Raw genomic sequence first — 18,743 nt, 5'->3', positions numbered from 1 at the left:
TTTCACACCCACGTCCGGGGGCGGAAGCGGTTGGCCCGCTCCACCAGTTCGATCCTCTCATCACCGGGCTCCGCAAGCCTGGCAAGCATCCGGTACGAACGCTCGAGCCCGAACCGCAGGCCCCGCTCGTCCAGCTCACTGCCGAGCAGCGTGCCCGGTCCCGGCGGTACCGGGGCCGGGGCCCCGGGACTGCCGGAAAGCACCCAGTCGAGCGCCGTGCCCAGCACCTCGACCGACAGCTGTTCCCGGCGCACCGCGTCCAGCCCGAACGCGGCCAGCCCCGACACCTGCGCCGAGGCGGCCGTCAGGTCGGCCAGCAGCGGCTCGTCCGGCGCCCGCCCCCGCAGCCGGGCCCGCACCGCCGCGACCCGGGCCGCCGTGTAGTGGATCGACGCCTCGGGCACCGACTCCAGCGCGGCCACCGCCCCGGCCCGGTCCCCGGCGGCGAACCGCACCCGGGCCAGGCCGAAGGCGGCGCTCACGAAGCTCGGATCGGTCGTCCAGACCAGCCGGTAGTACTCCGTGGCGTTGTCCAGCTGGCCCAGCACCTCCGCGCAGATCCCCAGCGCCAGCTTGGGCGCCGGCTCACCGGGGAACGCGTCGTACACCGCGTCGAAGGAGAGCGCCGCGTTCTCGTGGTCGCCGGTCACCAGCGAGGCGACGCCCCGGTACCAGACCACCCGCCAGTCGTCCGCGTGCTCACCCTCCAGCGCCGCCAGGGTGCGGCCCGCGGCCTCCGGCTCGTCCAGCTCCAGGCGGGCGCGCAGCTCGCGCAGCCGGGTCTCCGGCGACGCGGCGGGCACCGCGCCCAGCGCGGCGATCAGCTCGGACGGCGCGGTGGTCATCAGCCCGGCCAGGAAGCCCGCGTTGGGGTCGCCCGCGTCGACCCGGGGCACCGGCAGCGCCAGCGCGGTGGACCGTACGTCGAGGCCGGCCGTCTCCGGACCGCCCGGGGCGGCTCCCCCCGCCACCGCGGCGACCGGCCCCCGGGGCCCCGGGATCGCCGCCGGGGCCGGGGCGGGGGACCGGGCCCCCAGCCGGGACACGTCCGCCGCCCGCTCCGGGAACAGCCTGCTGTCCGTGACCCGGACCTCCGGGCCGAACAGCGTCGACAGCGCCGGCCGCGGCCGCCCCGACTGGAGCGACACCACCTCGCGCAGCACCCCCGTGAGCTGCTCCGACATCTCCGCCGCCGAGGCGAACCGCCGCGCCGGATCCGGGTCGGTGGCCCGCACCAGCAGCCGGTAGAACGACTCGTAGGACCGGAACACCTCGATGTTGTCCGGGTCCGGCAGCGAGTCCACGAAGACGTTGGTGTAGCCCTGGAAGTCGAAGGTCAGCACCGCCAGCGTCCGCGCGACCGTGTACAGGTCGGAGGCGACCGACGGGCCGACCTCCGCGACCTCCGGCGCCTGGTACCCGACCGTGCCGTAGATCGCCGACTCGTCGTCGTCCATCCGGCGCACCGCGCCCATGTCGATCAGCTTCAGCTGGTCCTCGGTCTGGATCGCGTTGTCGACCTTGAAGTCGCAGTACAGCAGGTTGCGGCTGTGCAGATGGCCGAGCGCCTCCAGCGCCTCGATGCCGTACGCGCACGCCTGCTCGATCGGCAGCGGATCGCGCCGCCCGGTGGGGGTGCGGCGCTCGTTGGCGATCTCCTTGAGGGCCTTGCCCCCTACGTACTCCATCACTATGTAGCCGTCCAGCGAACCGGTCCGCTGGTCGAGGTGCTCGACGAAGTTGTAGATCCGGACGATGTTGGCGTGCTCGATCTCGGCGAGGAAGCGCCGCTCGGAGATGGCCGCCGCCATCGCGTCCTGGTCCCCGGTGTCCAGCAGGCCCTTGAGCACCACCCAGCGGTCGGAGACCGCCCGGTCCACCGCGAGGTAGACCCAGCCCAGCCCGCCGTGCGCCAGACAGCCGGCGACCTCGTACTGGCCGTGCACGACGTCCCCGGACCGGAGCTTGGGCACGAAGGAGTACGGATGCCCGCACTTGGTGCAGAACCCCTCCGTACGGCCCGCCCGCCCGCCGCGCGACCGGCCGACCGGCGCCCCGCAGTCGGAGCGCGAGCAGAACCGCTTGCGCTCGGGCACCTCCGGGTTCTCCATCACCGCCGACCGCGGATCGGGCCGCGGCACGTCCGGCACCTGCACCAGACCCGCCCCCAGCCTGCCCCGCGCGGAGGCGCCCGAGGTCGAACCGGAGGACCGCACCGACACCGAGCGCGACGTCGCCGCCCCGGACAGCGCCCGCGACAAGCGCCCGGACACCGAACGCCGCGAGGTCGACGAACGCGACGAGGAGCGCGCCGACGCCCGGGAGGAGGACCCCGAACCACTGCCCCGGCTGCCCGCACCGCCCACCTGCCCGCCGCCCGCGATCCCGGTCGGCGGCGAACTCACCATGCCGTCCCCAAGTTCTCGGCTTGGCTCGAACAGGGGAGACCCCATTGGTGAGACGACCGGCGCCAGACCGCAGGTGTCGCAGTACAGCTCACCGCCGCCCATGTCCTCGTAGCTGCCCTCGCACGCGGGGCGCTGGCACTGCGTACTCATGATCGGTCCCCTTGGTCGCCCCGCCGCCGCAGCGGCCCTTCCACCTCGCGCACCGCCCCGGTCACCGCCGGTCCTCCGGCTCCGGGCGCGGGGACAGCAGCTCGGCCGCCGCCTCCTGGTACCGCAGCACCGCCTGCCCCGCGACCCGCAGGTCGCAGGGCGCGCTCCACAGCATCCGGCGCGCCGCGTCGTACCGCTCGATCAGCAGCGGGTCCTCGGCCAGCCCGTGCCGGGCCACCTTCGCCCTGTACGCGTCGAGCCGCCCGCGCAGCTCCGCCCGGACCGCCAGCGGGGCCGTGACCGCGGTCAGCGACTCACGGGCCCGCAGCAGCTCCTCCTCGGCCTCCCGCTCCAACGTCTCCAGCAGCGGAGACAGCCGGTGCCACTGGGCCCGTCGGCGGTACTCCGAGGCGGCGACCAGCCGCTCCTGGAGCACGGTCGGCGGACCGCTCACCGCGGGCACCTCGGAGGCCGCGATCTTCGCGAGCACCTCGCCGCGCGCCGCCCGCGCCTCGGCCAGGGTGCGGTCCGCGCGGGAGAGCACGTCGCGCAGCTGGACCAGGCGCTGCTCGGCGTCCTGCCGGACCGCGAGGACCGCCTCGATCTCCCGCCGCACCTCCTCCAGCGCCCGCGCCGCCCGGTCGTACCGCTCCGTGTCCGGGCGGCCGCCGCCGGGCGCCGAACTCCCCGGCCCCGGACGCCAGAACGCGAGCGGGTCGGAGACCACCTGCGCCCGCAGCGCGGTCAGTTCGTGGGTGATCGCCTCCAGGTCGTCGCCGGCCGGATGCTCCCCGGGCCGTACGCCCACCGAGTGCGCCAGCGACCGGGTGCGGTGCAGCTCGGCGGCGAGCAGGTCTATCCGGGCGGGCAGCGCGGACCACACGGCGTCGGAGGCGACGACCATGTCCAGCGAACCGGCGTACAGCTCGTTCATCCGGGCGACCAGCTCCTCCAGCGTGAACCGCTCGGAGAGCCGGGCCGGACCGGCGGCCGACGGATCGGGGCCCGCCGCCGCGTGCGCCACCGTGACGCCCTGGCCGCGCAGCAGCTCGGTCAGGGCCACCAGGTCCTCGCGGTTGGGGTAGCGGCGGCGGGAGCGCACCGACCGCGCCTGGGCGAGCGCCCCCGTGTAGGCGTCGAAGTACCCCCACAGCAGGGTGATCGCCCGGTCGGCGGCGGCCCAGCGTTCCTTGGTGACCCCGGTCAGGTCGGCGCCCTCCAGGAGCCGGCGGCCGGCGTGGTCCTGCAGGGCCAGGAGCGAGGTCTCGATCGCCTCGTGCTCCGCGCCGAGCCGGGCCAGCGCACGGTCCGCCTCGTCCCGGTCCATCACCGGGACGCCGGCCGACCGGTCGGGGAAAGGGCCCGCGACGCCCATCGATCACCTCTCCGCTCTCCGCGCCGGGACGGGCCCCGGCAGAATTCTGTTCCGCTGTCTCCTCGGCCGGGGCCGCCCCGGGGGCCGGCCGGCGTCAGTCGCTCCGGTACTTGGGCGTCGGCGGTGCCGTGATGCCCGGCAGCCCCTTCTCCAGCCACCGCCGGTACGAGCGCATCCAGCGGCTGTCCTTCCCGCCCTTGCGGTAGTCGACCAGCACCTGGTTGACCCGGGCCACCAGGTCGTCGGCGCCCAGCTTCGCCGCCACACCGTAGAACTCGGTGGTGAACGGCTTGTCGCCCTTCAGCTCGACCGCCGGGTCCTGCGCGGCCTGACCGGCCGCCAGCGCGTTGTCCGTGACCACCGCGTCGACCTCGTTCAGCTGCAACCGCACCAGGCAGTCCAGCTGGTTGGGGACGGTGAGCCGGTCCTCGTCGGCCGGGGTGCCGTCGTGCCGGTCCCGGTAGACCGCGCCGTACGACTCCTTCTGCAGCGCCTCGTACGCGGTGGAGCCCACGGCCGTGCAGACCCGCTTGCCCGCCAGCGACCTGTCGTAGCCGGTGATCGGCGAGTCCTTCGGCGCGAGGACCTGCTGACCGGCCTGAAAGTAGGCGGTGGAGAACGAGACCTGCTTCAGGCGGGCGCAGTTGATGGTCATCGTCCGCACGACGACGTCGACCTTGTCGTTCTCCAGCGCGGCGATCCGCTGGTTGGTGGGGATGGCCCGGAAGATCACCGCGTCCGGGTCGCCCAGGATGTTCTCCGCGATGGCCCGCACCAGGTCGATGTCGAAGCCTTCGAGGGCGTCCTTCCCGGCGGCGGCCGCCGGATCGCGGTACCCCCAGCTGAAGCTGTTCTGGTCGACGCCCGCGATCAGCTTCCCGCGCCGCTTGATCCGCTCGATGTTCGGACCGCCGGCCGACGAGGGCGGCAGACTCGCCTCCGGGTCCGTGCAGTCGTCCGACCTGATCTGCACCGCCCGCGCCGGACCCGACCCCGCCGGGTCGCCGCCGAGGACCGCGGTGCCGTGCTGGGAGAGCGGCAGCAGGGTGGCCGCGGCCGTCATGGCGCAGGCCACGGCCATGCCCGCCACCCCGCCCCAGCCGCGCAGCCCACCGCGTCCGGGCCGCCCGCCCGTGCGCTTCCTGGTCATCGCTCCTCCGCTCACCGGTACTCCGAGAGCCTGCGGTTGACTCCGACAATCGCCGCCACGGCCCCCAGCACGGCCAGCCCGACGGCCCCGGCCGGCAGCCCGCCCAGCGCCCCGAGCCCGTCCTTCGCGGACCGGGTGAAGGCGACCTGCTCATGGGCGAGCGCCTGCTTCAGGGCGGCGTCCACCCGCTCGAAGGACTCCCCCGTGGAATCCTTCGCCCCGATGATCTGGGCCCGCGCGCCGTCGTAGTCGCCGTCGTCGTCGGCGGTACGGGCCGTGCGGTGGCGGCCCTGCCACTCGGCGACCGCGTCGGCCGCCCTCTTCACCGGGGCGCGGCCCCGGTCGTCGTCGGCGAGCTCCGCGGCCCGGCCCAGCTCCTCGCCGAGCGCCTTCATGTCCGTGGTGTAGTCCGTCTCGTACTTGTCGTTCCTGCCGTCCGGGGTCAGCACCGCACCCCGGGCCACCAGCGTCAGGTTCTCGTTGGCGCGGGCCTTCAGCGAGTCGATCCGCGCGTGGTTGAGGACGTCGAGGGAACGCTGCCCGTTCACCTCCGCCGAACGCAGTTCGGCGCGGGCCACCGTCTGCCCCACGGCCAGCCACAGCAGCAGTACCACGGACGTCGCCGTCGCGAGGAGCATCCCGTGGTTGAACACCCGGTTCGTCCGGCGGTAGTTGCGCCGCTGCGCCCACACCAGCACGGCCAGCGCCACCACACCGAGCCCGAGCGAGAGGAACGGCCAGGCACGGGCCGCGTCGTTGTCCTCGCCCAGCCGGTCCGTCTCCGCCGCGTACAGCCGCTCGGCGGCCGGCAGCAGCACCGTGCTCATCCGCTGGTTGGCGTACCGGAGATAGGCGCCGCCCAGCGGCAGGCCCTGCCGGTTGTTGGCGCGGGCCCGCTCGATCAGGCCCGTGTACCGGGGGAGTTCCTCGTTGAGGGTGGTGATCTCCTGGGCGGAGCGGGTCGACGCGTCCGTGTTGGCGGCGGCCTTCACCAGGAGGCGGGACGCCTCCCGGATGTCCTTCTCGTACCGGTCGTGGACGCCGGCCGGCTCCTGCGCCCCGGCCAGGAAGCCGCTCGCCGCCGAGGTGTCCGCGTCCGCCAGGGAACGGTAGATGGCCGCGGCGTCGGCGCTCAGCGGCTGGCTGCGGCTCACCACGTCGTCGGCGGCGGACGCCCGGTCGGAGATCTCCAGCGCCGTCACCGCGCCGAACGCCACGACCAGCAGGGCCAGTACGGCACCGATGATCTGGAGCCTGCCGGGCTCGGTGGTGGCCGCGGCCCGCACCCGGTCGGCCGCCACGGACAGCGCGCCGCGTCCCGGCGGGACGGGCGCGGCCGCGGGAACGGGCGGCCCGGACCGCCCCTGCTCGGGCGCCGTACGCACACTCGGCGGGTATGTCACTCGACCTCCCCCTCGGTCACTGACGGTGGCCCGGGCCCCGGCCGGTCGGGGACTGGTACCCGGCCATGAAGTATGGCCGCGGGGACCGACGTTCACACCGGGAACGTCCGGACAGACGCCGGGAGCTCCCGGACCGCACATCGGCCCACGGATGCGATCCCCCGCATTCGATCAAGCCATGCGCCGCCGATCAAGCGGATCGGCACACCGGTCCCCGGGAGCGGACCTGCCACCCCACCCCTGAACACGTCCGCAGCCACCGAACGGTTCCCACGCACGAGGGGCGCCCCGCGGCACGACACCGCGGAACGCCCCAGGCCGGCACCGGGATCAGGAGTACTGCGCGCGCAGCCTCCGGTGGACCTCCGCCGGGGCACCCGTACGGTCCAGTCCGAGCAGCGCCGCCCCCAGCACCGGAGGCTCCGTCACCACCCGGACCACCGCCTTCGGCGCGCGCGCCGCGAAGCGCTCGGAGATCATCGCGTCCAGCTGCGGATGCCGGGCGGCCATCACCCCGCCGCCCAGCAGCACCGGCGCCGCCACGTCCAGCAGATCCAGCCGCCCCAGGGCGACCGAGGCCATCGCGACGACCTCGTCCGCCAGCCGCTCCACCAGGGAGACCGCCACCGGGTCGCCGCCCCGCGCGGTCGCGAAGAGCACCGGGGCCAGCTCATGGCGCCGCTCGAACGCGATCCGGCCCAGGTGCAGCGCCTCGATCAGCGCGTACATCGAGTCCAGCCCGAAGTGCGCGGGCAGCGCACGGGCCAGCTCGGTCGGCCCGCCGCGCCCGTCCTCCGCGCGGGCGGCGAACCACAGGGCCTCGTCGGCCAGCCCGCTGCCCCCGCCCCAGTCGCCCGATATCTTCCCTATCGCGGGGAAGCGGGCGGTGCGCCCGTCCGGCAGCATGCCGACGCAGTTGATCCCCGCGCCGCAGACCACCGCGACGCCGCGCGGCTCGTCCACCCCGGCGCGCAGGATCGCGAAGGTGTCGTTGCGGACCTCGGCCGTACGGCCCCAGCCCCGGCCCACGACGGCCTCGGTCAGCTCGGCCTCCTCCACCGGCAGGTCGACGTTGGCCAGGCACGCCGAGACGTGCTCCACCCCGTCGACCTCCCGGCCGACCCCGGCCAGCGCCCGGTCGACCAGCCCGGCCACCACGTCCAGCGCCGCCGCCACCCCGACCGCCGGCGGCTGGAAACCGCCGCCCCGGGCCGTCGACAGCACCGTGCCGTCCTCGCCGATCAACGCCACATCGGTCTTGCTGTTCCCCGCGTCGACCGCGAGGACCGACACCTTCACGCCCACGCCAGGTGCTCCCGGTTGTGCGCGATCAGCTTGTCGGTGAGCGCCTCGGCGTACTCGAACTGGCCGATCAGCGGGTGCGCCAGCAGCGCCTTGAACACCCGGTCCCGGCCGCCGCGCAGCGCCGCCTCCAGGGCCAGGTCCTCGTACGCCGTGACCTGCGAGATCAGGCCGGAGTACAGCGGGTCCAGCATCGGTACGGCGAGCGGCGTCGCGCCCGTGCCGTCGACCCGGGCCTGCACCTCGATCACCGCGTCGTCCGGCAGGAACGGCATCGTCCCCCGGTTGTACGTGTTGACCACCTGCACCGCCGAGCCGCCCGCGCCGAGCAGCGAGGACGCCAGGTCGACCGCCGCCTCCGAGTAGAAGGCGCCGCCGCGCTTGGCGAGCAGCGCGGGCTTCTCGTCCAGTGCCGGATCGCCGTACATGGCGAGGAGCTCCTTCTCCATCGCGGCGACCTCGGCCGCCCGGGACGGCTTGGTGCCGAGCTCGCGGACGACCTCGTCGTGCGCGTAGAAGTAGCGCAGGTAGTACGAGGGCACCACGCCGAGCCGGTCGACGACCGCCCGGTCCATCCGCAGGTCGCCGGCGATCGCGTCGCCGTGCTCCGCGATCAGCCGGGGCAGGACGTTCTCGCCGTCCGGGCCGCCGAGCCGCACCCCGAGTTCCCAGGTCAGATGGTTGAGCCCGACGTGGTCGAGGTGGATCTGCCCCGGTGCGACGTCGAGCAGCCGGGCGAACTTCCGCTGGAAGCCGATCGCCACGTTGCACAGGCCGACGGCTTTGTGCCCGGCCTGGAGGAGCGCCCGGGTGACGATGCCCACCGGGTTGGTGAAGTCGATGATCCAGGCGTTCGGGTTGGTGCGGCGGACCCGCTCGGCGATGTCCAGCACGACCGGCACGGTCCGCAGCGCCTTGGCGAGGCCCCCGGCGCCGGTGGTCTCCTGGCCGACGCAGCCGCACTCCAGCGGCCAGGTCTCGTCCTGGTTGCGGGCGGCCTGGCCGCCGACGCGCAACTGGAGCAGGACCGCGTCGGCGTCGGCGACGCCCGCGTCCAGGTCCGATGTGGTGGTGATCCGCCCCGGGTGGCCCTGCTTGGCGAAGATCCGCCGCGCCAGGCCGCCCACCAGCTCCAGGCGGTCGGCCGCCGGATCGACGAGCACCAGCTCCTCGATGGGCAGCGTGTCGCGCAGCCGGGCGAATCCGTCGATCAGTTCGGGGGTGTAGGTGGACCCGCCACCCACTACTGCGAGCTTCATGGTCAGCCCTTTACTCCGGTCAGTGTCACGCCTTCGACGAACGCCTTCTGGGCGAAGAAGAAGACGAGGATCACGGGGGCCATGACCAGTACGGTCGCGGCCATGGTCAGGTTCCAGTCGGTGTGGTGCGCGCTCTTGAAGGAATCCAGGCCGTAACTGAGCGTCCAGGCGGCCGGGTTCTCCGAGGCGTAGATCTGTGGGCCGAAGTAGTCGTTCCAGGCGTAGAAGAACTGGAAGAGGGCCACCGCGGCGATTCCGGGTTTGGCCATCGGCACGACGACCTTGAGCAAGGTGCGCAGTTCGCCGCAGCCGTCGACCTTCGCCGCGTCCAGGTACTCGTCGGGGATGGTCAGCAGGAACTGGCGCAGCAGGAAGATCGAGAACGCGTCACCGAACGCCATCGGGATGATCAGCGGCCAGAGCGTGCCGGACAGGTCGAGCTGCTTCGCCCAGAACAGGTACATCGGGATGACGACGACCTGCGGCGGCAGCATCATCATCGAGACGACCAGCATCAGCGACAGACGCCGCCCCCGGAAGCGGAACTTGGCGAGCGCGTACGCCACCGGCAGCGAGGACACGACGGTCAGTACGGTGCCGACGCCCGCGTACAGCAGGGTGTTGCGCCACCACACCAGGAACCCGTCGGTCTCGAAGACCCGCCGGTAGTTGTCCCACTCGAAGGGGTGCGGCCACAGGTCGCGGGTGAGTGCCTGCTGGTCGCTCATGAGCGAGGTGAGCACCAGGAAGACGAACGGCAGGACGAAGAAGAGCGCGGCGGCGACGCCGAGCGCGTGCACGGCGATCCAGTGGAGCAGCGCCCTGCGGCGGGCGGTGCGCCCGGCCGGGGTGTCCCCGGCGGTCTCGGGAGCGGTGCTCCGGGGGGTGTCGAGAACCTGCGCCACGTCACTCACCTGCCTGGATCAGCCCGCTGCGGCGCCGCATCAGCAGTGCGGTGAACGCCATGGCGAGGACGAAGAGAATGAGCGCGACCACGCAGGCGGAGCCGTAGTCGAAGCGCTGGAAGCCGAGGTTGTAGACCACCTGCGGAAGCGTCAGTGTCGACTTGTCGGGATAGCCCGGTTCGAACTGCTGCCCGGAGCCGCCCATCACCCCGGACGCGACCTTCCCGGCCACGAACGGCTGGGTGTAGTACTGCATCGTCTGGATGATCCCGGTCACCACCGCGAACAGGATGATCGGCGAGATGTTCGGCAGGGTGATGTGGCGGAAGCGCTGGAGCGCCGTCGCCCCGTCCAGCTCCGCCGCCTCGTACTGCTCCTTCGGTACGTCGAGCAGCGCGGCCATGAAGATCACCATCAGATCGCCGACGCCCCACACCGCGAGCGCGGTCAGCGCCGGCTTGGACCAGGCGGCGTCGGTGAACCAGCCGGGGGTGGGCAGCCCCACCGCGTCGAGCAGTGAATTGGCCGGCCCGGTACCGGGGTTGAGCAGGAAGACGAAGGCGAGCGTCGCCGCGACCGGCGGTGCCAGGTACGGCAGGTAGAACAGGGTGCGGAAGACGCCGGCGCCCGTCTTGATCCGGGTGATCAGCAGCCCGATCCCGAGACCGAAGACCACCCGGCAGCTCACCATGACCACGACCAGCCAGAGCGTGTTGCGCAGCGCCGGCCAGAACAGCGGGTAGTCCTGGAAGACGTACGCCCAGTTCTTCGTCCCGCTGAACGCGGGCGGGGTGAAGCCGTCGTAGGTGGTGAAGGAGAAGTAGGCCGTGGAGATCAGCGGGTAGGCGAAGAAGACGAAGAACCCGATCAGCCACGGCGCCATGAAGGCGGCGGTGCGCAGCGCCGACCGGCGGCGCTTCGCCCGGAGCGTGTATGTGGTCATCGGGCCCCTACTTCGCCTGCGCGATCGCCGCGTCGATCTCCCGGGCGGTCTTCTCCAGCCCCGCCTTCACGTCGGTCTGCTTGCCCTTCTCGATGTCGAAGCCGAGGTTCTGGAGGGACGTCAGGTAGGCGCCGCCGTTCACCGAGGGCGGGGTGGTGGTGCTCTTCGGGTTGGCGGCGATGTCCAGGAAGACCTTGAACCGGGGGTCCTGCTTCAGCCGGGGCGACTTCAGCGCGGCCAGCGTGGAGGGCACGTTGTGGATGGAGTTGGCGAAGTCCACCACCGCGTCGGTGTCGGTCGTCATGAACTTGACCAGCTCCCAGGCCGCGTTCTGCTTCTTGGAGGTGGCGGCGATCCCGGCGATGGTGCCGGTCAGATAGCCCCTGCCGTAGCTGTCGGCCTGGTCGTCGGAGACGGGCATCGGGGCCACCCCGATCTCGAAGCCGGGCTTGGCCGCCTCGGCCATCCCGAGCCGCCACTCGCCGTCGATCTGCATGGCGACCTGGCCGGTGTGGAAGGGGTGCTTGGCGCCCCACTCGTCGCCGAAGGAGGTGCGGAACTTCTCCAGCTTCTCGTAGCCGCCGAGCGAGTCGACCAGCTTCTTCTGGGCCGTCAGCATCTGTGCGAACGCCGGGTCCTTGGCGATGTTCGACTTGCCGTCGGCGTCGAAGTACGTCGGGTCCCAGCTCCCGAGGTAGTGCTCGGTCGTGGACTCGTAGCCGTGGTAGTTGGGCATGAAGCCCAGCCGCTCGTACGAGTCGCCCTTGGTCTTCGTCAGCTTCCTGGCGTCCGCGGCCAGCTCCGACCAGGTCCGCGGCGGCCGCTTGATCCCGGCCTTCTCGAACGCGTCCTTGTTGTAGTACAGGCCGTACGCGTCGCCGAGCAGCGGCACCGTGCAGCGCACCCCGTCGAACTGCGTGTACTCGTTCATCGCCTTGGGGAAGGTGGTCTCCGGGTCGATCCCGTCCTTCTTCAGGAAGGGGTTGAGATCGAGGAACGCCTTCGACGAGCAGAACTTGCCGACGTTGTTGGTGGTGAACGACGAGACGACGTCCGGGGCGTTCGAACCGCCCGCCCGCAGCGCCTGGTTGATCTTGTCGTCGGTCATGTTGCCGACGACCTTCACATGGATGTTGGGGTGCGCCTTGGTGAAGGCGTCGACCACCCCCTGGATCGCCTCGACCTCACCCGGATTGTTCCAGCCGTGCCAGAAGGTGATCGTCGTCTCCTTGGACGGGTCGTCGTTGGCACCGGAGCTGCTCTGCCCCGTACAGGCGGAGGCGAGCAGGGATATGGCGGCGGTCGCGGCGAGTGCGACGGCCGTCTTCCGGCGGTTTCCGGACATGGCGGTCTCCCGGTGGAGGATGGGGGCGGACGTACGGAGGAACGGACGTGCCAGGAAGAGTCAGCGGGACGACGTGTCGAAGACCTCGTCGCGGGTGGTGGCGAGGGCGCTCTCCAGCGCGCCGCGCAGGACGGGACGGTGGATCACCTCGCCGGCGATCAGCCGCGGGCGGGAGGCGGAGAGTTCGGCGAGCTCGGCGGTGACCCGGCGGCGCAGCTCCTCGCCGCCGGCCGCGATCACCGCGCCGGACAGCACGACCACCTCCGGGTCGAGCACGGCGGCCATCGCGGCGACACCGGTCGCCAGGCCGGTGGCGAACCGGTCGAGGAGCCGGGGGTACGGGCCGTCCTCGCCCGCCGCCGCGGCCTCGGCGGCGCGGGCCAGCAGCCGGGCGGCGACCTCGTGGTGGGTCCCGGGGGTACGGATCAGCGCGTCGTCGATGCCGAGCTCGCGGCCGATCCGGGCCAGCACCTGGGCGCCCGCCAGCTCCTGGAAGCCGCCCGCGTTCACCTTGGTGACCTGGCGGACCAGCGGGACGCCCGGCACGGGCAGGAAGCCGACCTCCCCGGCGCCGCCGGTGAAGCCGCGGTGCAGCCGGCCGTTTATGACGAGGGCGGCGCCGAGCCCCTCCTCGTTCCACAGCAGGACGAAGTCCTCGTGCCCGCGCGCCGCGCCCAGGCGCTGCTCGGCCACCGCGACCAGGTTGACGTCGTTCTCGTACTCCACCGGCATGGGCAGGAAGGCGGCCAGCTCCTCCAGGAGCGTGGGGGAGTGCCAGCCCGGCAGGTGCGAGGCGTACCGCAGCCGCCCGGTGCCCGGGTCGAAGGCGCCCGGGGTGCCGATGACGACCCGGTGCACGTCGGAGCGGCTGAGCCCGGCGTCCGCGACCGCCCCGTCCAGGGCCCGGGCCACCTGGCGCACCACGCCGTCCGTCCGCCGCCCCGGGGTGGCCAGCTCGAACTCGCCGACCGTCTCGCCGGTCACATCGGCGACGGCGGCGACGATCCGGCGGGCGTCCACGTCCAGCCCGGCGACATGGGCGGCGCCCGCGTTGACCCCGTAGAGCTGGGCGTTGGGCCCCGGGCGGCCGGCCACCGTTCCGGTCGCGACGACCAGCCCGGCCGCCTCCAGCCGGGCCAGCAGCTGGGACGCGGTGGGCTTGGAGAGCCCGGTCAGCTTCCCGATCCGGGTCCGGGAGAGGGGACCGTGCTCCAGCAGCAGGTCGAGGGCCGCGCGGTCGTTCATGGCCCGCAGTACGCGGGGGGTCCCCGGTGTGGTTCCGGCCATGCGTCCTGCACCCGCCCTCTGTTAGGAAAGTTTCCTATTCGGTGAGAGGACCGTAAGGCGCCTTTGCCGGGCCGTCAATGGGCGGCACCGGCGCGGCAACCAAAGCGTTACCCTGCGGCCGCCTCCCGGTCGTGCGCGACACTCCGGGGGAACGCCCTACCTGCCCCGGGGCTGGGGCGCGGGCGGCGTGATCGGGTTGCTGGCCAGGGTCTGCGGGGAGGTCGCCGAGCTGAAGGCCGAGGGGGCGGCCACCGAGGCGGACGGGTCGGCCGGCGGCTCCTCCGCCTCCGGCGGGACCTCGCCGAACATCCGGATGCCGGCCGCGTCCAGCGCCACCTTGATCCGCCAGCGCAGCTCGCGCTCCACGGACACGGCCTTGCCGGGCATCGTCTTCGCGGCCACCTTGACCGTCATCGAGTCGAGCTGCACCGCGTCCAGGCCGAGCACCTCGACCGGGCCCCACAGCCGCTCGTTCCACGGGTCCTCCTTGGCCATCGCGGCGGCGGCGTCGGTGATGACCGTACGGACCCGCTCCAGGTCCTCGGAGGGGTGCAGGACCACCTCGACCCCGGCGGTGGACCAGCCCTGGCTGAGGTTGCCGATCCGCTTCACCTCGCCGTTGCGGACGTACCAGATCTCGCCGTCGGCGCCGCGCAGCTTGGTGACCCGCAGGCCGACCTCGATGACCTCGCCGGAGGCGACCCCCGCGTCGATGGTGTCGCCGACGCCGTACTGGTCCTCCAGGATCATGAAGACACCGGAGAGGAAGTCGGTGACCAGGTTGCGGGCGCCGAAACCGATCGCCACACCCGCCACACCGGCGGAGGCCAGCAGCGGCGCCAGATTGATCTGGAACGCGCCCAGGATCATCAGGGCGGCCGTGCCGACGATCAGGAAGGACGCCACCGACCGGAGGACCGAACCGATCGCCTCCGAGCGCTGGCGGCGGCGCTCCGCGTTGACCAGCAGCCCGCCCAGCGTGGTGCCCTCGACCGCCTGGGCGCTGCGGTTCATCCGCTCTATGAGCTTGGTCAGGGCGCGCCGGACGGCGACCCGCAGCACCACCGCGACAGCGGCGATGAGCATGATCCGCAGACCGGTGCTCAGCCAGACGGACCAGTTCTCCTGCACCCAGCTCGCGGCGTCGCCGGCCTGCTTGGCCGCGTCGTCCAGCGAACTGACCGGCTCGGGCGACGGGGCCGAGGCCAACAGGGCGGACAGGGACACGGTGGAACCTCCAGGTGGACGACGGCCTTCCAACCACACTAACGGGGTACCGAAGGTGCTCTGGTGCCCCGACAGAGGGGGCGGGAAACACATCAATCGGGGGATACCGAGGGACGTCGGCACGGGCGCGACGGCCCCCGCGGCGGCCTCCTGTGGCCGATCGCACACCCGGCGGCCCACCCGGCCGGGGCGGGCCTCCGTGAAAATCCTCCCGGCCCGTTACCCGCACGTGGTGGCGCTCCGACCAGGCAGGAGTGGAGACTGAGAGCGGATCGTCCCGGCGCGAGCCACGCGCCGCCGGCGTACAAGGAGGCATCCACCGTGCCGCATGTCCTGGTTCTCAACGCGTCGTACGAGCCGCTCGGCGTCGTACCGCTCCGCCGCGCGCTCGTGCTCGTCCTCGAAAACAAGGCCATATGCCTGGAGGAGTCCGGCGCCTTCCTGCACAGTGCCACCCAAGCCGTCCCGGCCCCCAGCGTCGTCCGACTGAAGCGGTTCGTCCGCATCCCCTACCGGGGGCCCGTGCCGCTCACCCGGCGGGCGCTGTTCGCCCGGGACGGGGGCCGCTGCATGTACTGCGGGGCCGCCGCGACCAGCGTCGACCACGTGATTCCGCGCAGCCGCGGCGGGCAGCACGCCTGGGACAACGTGGTGGCGGCCTGCCGCCGCTGCAACCACGTCAAGGCCGACCGGCACCTGCCGGAGCTCGGCTGGCGGCTGCACCGGCCGCCCGCCCCGCCGACCGGCCTGGCCTGGCGGATCATCGGCACGGGACATCGCGACCCGCGCTGGTTGCCGTACTTGCAACCGTTCGGCGCGGAGGACGCCATGGCCCGGATCGACGGCATATCAGCCTGAGATCCGGGCCTTCGTCGTTCCCGGGGCGGTACGGAGGACGGCTCCGTCACTCCGCCTCGGTGACGGCGTACGCCTCCACCGACCAGAGCGAATAGCCGTACTCGGTGGCCCGGGCGTCGCCCTGGACCCGGAGGTAGCGGACGTCCTTCGCGTCCATCCGGACCGACTCGCGCCCGCCCCGGCCCTCCTGGACGGTGGCCGCGGTGCGCCAGTTGCGGCCGTCCGCGGAGACCTGCACGCGGTAGCGGGCGGCGTACGCGTCCTGCCAGTGCAGCACCACCCGGCCGACCCGGGTGGGCCGCTCCAGCTCCGCCTGCCACCAGGAGTCGTCCTCGGCGGGGGAGGACCAGCGGGTCCCCGCGTCCCCGTCCGCGGCGGCCGACGCCGGGAAGTCGGGCGTCTCGTCGGCGGAGGACGACGCGGTGGCGGACCGGAGCAGATCCGGGCCCGCCGTGCGCGGGAACGCCCGGACGGTGAGCGTGCTGCGCTCGTCGCCGAACCGGAACGGCACCTCGTACTCCCCGGCCGGGGTGCCCGCCGGAACGGTGATCTCCACGGGCACCCGGGTACGGGAACCACGCGGCACCCGCGTCTGCTTCGGGACGTCCACCTTGATGCCCCGGGGCGCCCGCGCGACGAGCGAACCCCGCACCTCGACCGGGTGGCGGGCGTCCAGCCGGGCCTCGACCCGCAGCGGCCCGCCGCCGATCTCGGCGTCCGTCTCGTCGCGCGCGAGGTCGAGCCGGGCCGCGGGCTCGTCGCCGAACCACGGCACCAGCGCCCGCACCTCGGGGGCCGGTACGGGGGCCTGGACCGTGCGGCCCGGGGCCATCGGCGCCACCGTCCGGGAGACCACCGGGGGCAGCCCGGTGGAGCCGGTGGGCCAGCTGATCCGGACGGCGTCGGCCCGCAGCCCCTTCGCCGTCGTCTGGGTCCAGCCGGAGGACGAGAGCGCGCCCAGCCGGCGCCACCCCTCGCCCGGCACGTGTGCCTCCAGCACCGCCCCGGCCACGGTTCCCCCGCCGGGCGCGACCATCGCCGTCACGGTCTCCACCGGGCGGGGCCGGTCGAGCCGGACCGTGTAGGCGCCCTCGGACCGGGTCACCGAACCGGCGTCCCGGTCCGCGCCCGTCCAGGAGTCCGCCTCCCGGCGCACCCGGTCCAGGAAGGGGGCCAGCACCCCCTTGCCGACCGTCGCCTTGTCCGCCTTCGCCGCCCCGCGCACCGGCTCCAGGGCCAGCGAGGCCCGCCAGGCCGCGTCGCCGTCGCCGCGCGACTGCGCCTGGAGCAGGTCCACGGCCAGCTCGCCGGCCCGGCCGTACCGGGACAACTGCTCCGCCCACGGCGCGACTTCCGCGCCCAGCCGACCGCCCGCCAGGCCCTTCAGCCGCTGCGGGGTCTCCCGCATCACGGTGAACGCCTCCCGCAGCCGGCGCGCCGCCGTGTCCCGCGCACCGGTGTCGTGCCCCGCTCGGGTCGTCCAGAACGCCTCCAGCAACGGCCGCAGATACGCGGACTCGTCGCCGCCCAGCACCGACTCCGCGCTGTTCCCGGCCAGCGCCCGCAGCGCCTCCCGGCCGCGCGCGTCACCGCCCGCCAGATCGTCCACCGCCGCCCGCCAGGACTCCTGCGGCCGGTAGCCCTCCGGGTTCCAGGCGAAGTCGGCGGCGGTGAACAGCGGGATGCGGGACGCCGACGGCTGCTCCATCGCGTTGGCGAGCAGCGCCGCCGACCCCGTCGCCACCGCGGGCTCCCGGCCGGTGTACGGGCCGAGGAAGATCCGGTCCTGGGCGTAGTCGTTGACCGGGTAGTTGTCCATCGTGACCAGCGGGTGCCCGAACGCGGCGCGCGCCCCGGCCAGCTCCCCGCCGGTGATGGTCCTCGGCACGACCCCGACCCCGGTCCAGGCGACCTGCACCCGCGCGTCCAGCTCGCGGGCGAGCGCCGTGCGGTACTCGGTCGCCCCGTCCTGGTAGAACTCCGTCGGCATCACCGACAGCGGCCGCGCGCCCGGGTACCGCTCCGCGAGGTGGCGGGCCACCGCCCCGGCCACCCGCGCCTGCGCCCGCGCCGCGGCCCGGGGCCCGTTGCCGAAGGCGTCGGCGTCCGCACCACAGTGCCACTCGCTGTAGCTCACGTCCTGGAACTGGAGCTGGAAGACCCGGACACCCAGCGCCCACATCGCGTCGATCTTCTTCGTCAGGGCCCGCACATCGCCGTCCGACGACATGCACATGGCCTGGCCGGGGGAGACCGCCCAGCCGAGCGTCACATGCTCCGCCCGCGCCCGCCGGGCCAGCGCCCGGAAGTCGGCCCGCCGCTCGGCCGGGTACGGATCGCGCCAGCGGGACTGCCGGTAGGGGTCGTCGCCCGCCGCGTACAGATACCTGTTCTGCTTGGTGCGCCCCATGAAGCCGATCTGGGCGAGCCGTTCGTCGAGGGTCCACGGCTGCCCGTAGAAGCCCTCGGTCATGCCGCGCACGGCGGTGCCCGGCCAGTCGCGGACCGCGACCCCCGCGACCCCGCCGTCCCGGATGAGCTGACGCAGCGTCTGCACGCCGTGGAAGAGGCCGTCCTCGCCGGAGCCGTCGAGGGCGACGGTGTCCCGCCCCGCGACCCGGCCGACCGAGAGCAGATAGCCCCCGGAGGGCAGCTCGCCGCGTGCCGGGGCGCGCAGGGCGCGCAGCGCCTCCCGGGCGCCGTCGCCGCCGAGCCGGACGACCGGGCCGCCGCCGGGCAGGGCCTCGTGGACGGTGCGCACGCCCGCCTCCCGCAGGACCGTCCGCGCCGCGTCGACCGCGTACGGGTCCGCACCGGCACCGGCCACCAGCGTGACCTCGGTGGTCAGCGGGACGGACGGGCCGGCGGCCACCAGGGACTGCGGCCGGGGCCACACGGAGGGCGGCGCGCCGTCGTCCGCGCGGTCGGGGGCGGTCAGGGCGAGGGAGCCGGGATCGGCCGGGGCGGCGACGGCCTGCGTCCCCGTGGAGAGGATCCCGCCGAGCACGGCGACCGCGATGGCCGCCGCCTGCTTTCCACGCCTGAGCCGCATCGCCCGTCTCCCTCGTCCCGCTCTGCCCGTCGGTGGGCTTCGAGCCCACCACCCGGGGGCGAAGGTGTCAATGTACGTG

At 73.4% G+C, this 18,743-nt stretch carries 13 protein-coding genes; 1 reads left to right on the top strand and 12 read right to left on the bottom strand.

Annotated elements, in window-relative coordinates; genetic code table 11:
- Positions 1-2: 2 nt before the first annotated feature.
- From ACWC97_RS13115 to ACWC97_RS13065, 11 genes are all read right to left on the bottom strand, one after another.
- Positions 3-2,558 carry a tetratricopeptide repeat protein gene (locus ACWC97_RS13115; protein ID WP_450649157.1) on the bottom strand — a complete coding sequence of 852 codons (2,556 nt, stop codon included), beginning with the start codon at positions 2,556-2,558 and terminating at the stop codon, positions 3-5.
- Positions 2,559-2,619: 61 nt separating this feature from the next.
- On the bottom strand, positions 2,620-3,933 hold the full coding sequence (locus ACWC97_RS13110; RefSeq protein ID WP_352275398.1) for a hypothetical protein: 1,314 nt from the start codon (positions 3,931-3,933) through the stop codon (positions 2,620-2,622).
- Between the two features lie 94 nt (positions 3,934-4,027).
- Positions 4,028-5,083: a glutamate ABC transporter substrate-binding protein gene (locus tag ACWC97_RS13105; protein ID WP_352275396.1), complete on the bottom strand. Its 1,056-nt coding sequence runs from the start codon at positions 5,081-5,083 to the stop codon at positions 4,028-4,030.
- Positions 5,084-5,094: 11 nt separating this feature from the next.
- Positions 5,095-6,486 (bottom strand): hypothetical protein, encoded by a 1,392-nt coding sequence (locus ACWC97_RS13100; protein ID WP_450649154.1) that lies wholly within the window; start codon positions 6,484-6,486, stop codon positions 5,095-5,097.
- A gap of 330 nt (positions 6,487-6,816) precedes the next feature.
- The gene (locus ACWC97_RS13095) at positions 6,817-7,791 is read right to left on the bottom strand and encodes an N-acetylglucosamine kinase (RefSeq protein ID WP_450649152.1); all 975 of its coding nucleotides are present in this window, start codon (positions 7,789-7,791) and stop codon (positions 6,817-6,819) included.
- The gene (locus tag ACWC97_RS13090; RefSeq protein ID WP_450649150.1) at positions 7,782-9,047 is read right to left on the bottom strand and encodes a 6-phospho-beta-glucosidase; all 1,266 of its coding nucleotides are present in this window, start codon (positions 9,045-9,047) and stop codon (positions 7,782-7,784) included. Before ACWC97_RS13090 ends, ACWC97_RS13095 begins: the two co-directional genes overlap by 10 nt.
- A gap of 2 nt (positions 9,048-9,049) precedes the next feature.
- A complete protein-coding gene (locus tag ACWC97_RS13085; protein ID WP_352275392.1) occupies positions 9,050-9,952 on the bottom strand; it encodes a carbohydrate ABC transporter permease in 903 nt (300 codons plus the stop codon).
- 1 nt (position 9,953) lies between these two features.
- A complete protein-coding gene (locus tag ACWC97_RS13080) occupies positions 9,954-10,895 on the bottom strand; it encodes a carbohydrate ABC transporter permease (protein WP_450649148.1) in 942 nt (313 codons plus the stop codon).
- 7 nt (positions 10,896-10,902) lie between these two features.
- A complete protein-coding gene (locus ACWC97_RS13075; protein WP_352275388.1) occupies positions 10,903-12,240 on the bottom strand; it encodes an ABC transporter substrate-binding protein in 1,338 nt (445 codons plus the stop codon).
- Positions 12,241-12,300: 60 nt separating this feature from the next.
- The gene (locus tag ACWC97_RS13070; protein WP_352275387.1) at positions 12,301-13,527 is read right to left on the bottom strand and encodes an ROK family transcriptional regulator; all 1,227 of its coding nucleotides are present in this window, start codon (positions 13,525-13,527) and stop codon (positions 12,301-12,303) included.
- Between the two features lie 156 nt (positions 13,528-13,683).
- A complete protein-coding gene (locus ACWC97_RS13065) occupies positions 13,684-14,754 on the bottom strand; it encodes a mechanosensitive ion channel family protein (RefSeq protein ID WP_352275385.1) in 1,071 nt (356 codons plus the stop codon).
- A gap of 321 nt (positions 14,755-15,075) precedes the next feature.
- Here ACWC97_RS13065 and ACWC97_RS13060 point away from each other — a divergent pair, with 321 nt between their 5' ends.
- Positions 15,076-15,612 (top strand): HNH endonuclease, encoded by a 537-nt coding sequence (locus ACWC97_RS13060; RefSeq protein ID WP_352275384.1) that lies wholly within the window; start codon positions 15,076-15,078, stop codon positions 15,610-15,612.
- 46 nt (positions 15,613-15,658) lie between these two features.
- Here ACWC97_RS13060 and ACWC97_RS13055 read toward each other — a convergent pair whose 3' ends face one another.
- Positions 15,659-18,664 (bottom strand): beta-N-acetylglucosaminidase domain-containing protein, encoded by a 3,006-nt coding sequence (locus tag ACWC97_RS13055; RefSeq protein ID WP_450649145.1) that lies wholly within the window; start codon positions 18,662-18,664, stop codon positions 15,659-15,661.
- Positions 18,665-18,743 lie beyond the last annotated feature (79 nt).

The organism is Streptomyces sp. NPDC001108 (genome assembly GCF_053598535.1).
Note: the sequence above shows the minus strand (reverse complement) of the source record. Positions and strands in the feature narration are given on the sequence as shown.

Excerpts from the sequence above, each read along its gene's own strand:
- ACWC97_RS13115 (WP_450649157.1), bottom strand. The coding sequence starts at position 2,558 with ATGAGTACGCAGTGCCAGCGCCCCGCGTGCGAGGGCAGCTACGAGGAC.
- ACWC97_RS13110 (WP_352275398.1), bottom strand. The coding sequence starts at position 3,933 with ATGGGCGTCGCGGGCCCTTTCCCCGACCGGTCGGCCGGCGTCCCGGTG.
- ACWC97_RS13105 (WP_352275396.1), bottom strand. The coding sequence starts at position 5,083 with ATGACCAGGAAGCGCACGGGCGGGCGGCCCGGACGCGGTGGGCTGCGC.
- ACWC97_RS13090 (WP_450649150.1), bottom strand. The coding sequence starts at position 9,047 with ATGAAGCTCGCAGTAGTGGGTGGCGGGTCCACCTACACCCCCGAACTG.
- ACWC97_RS13080 (WP_450649148.1), bottom strand. The coding sequence starts at position 10,895 with ATGACCACATACACGCTCCGGGCGAAGCGCCGCCGGTCGGCGCTGCGC.
- ACWC97_RS13075 (WP_352275388.1), bottom strand. The coding sequence starts at position 12,240 with ATGTCCGGAAACCGCCGGAAGACGGCCGTCGCACTCGCCGCGACCGCC.
- ACWC97_RS13070 (WP_352275387.1), bottom strand. The coding sequence starts at position 13,527 with ATGGCCGGAACCACACCGGGGACCCCCCGCGTACTGCGGGCCATGAAC.
- ACWC97_RS13055 (WP_450649145.1), bottom strand. The coding sequence starts at position 18,664 with ATGCGGCTCAGGCGTGGAAAGCAGGCGGCGGCCATCGCGGTCGCCGTG.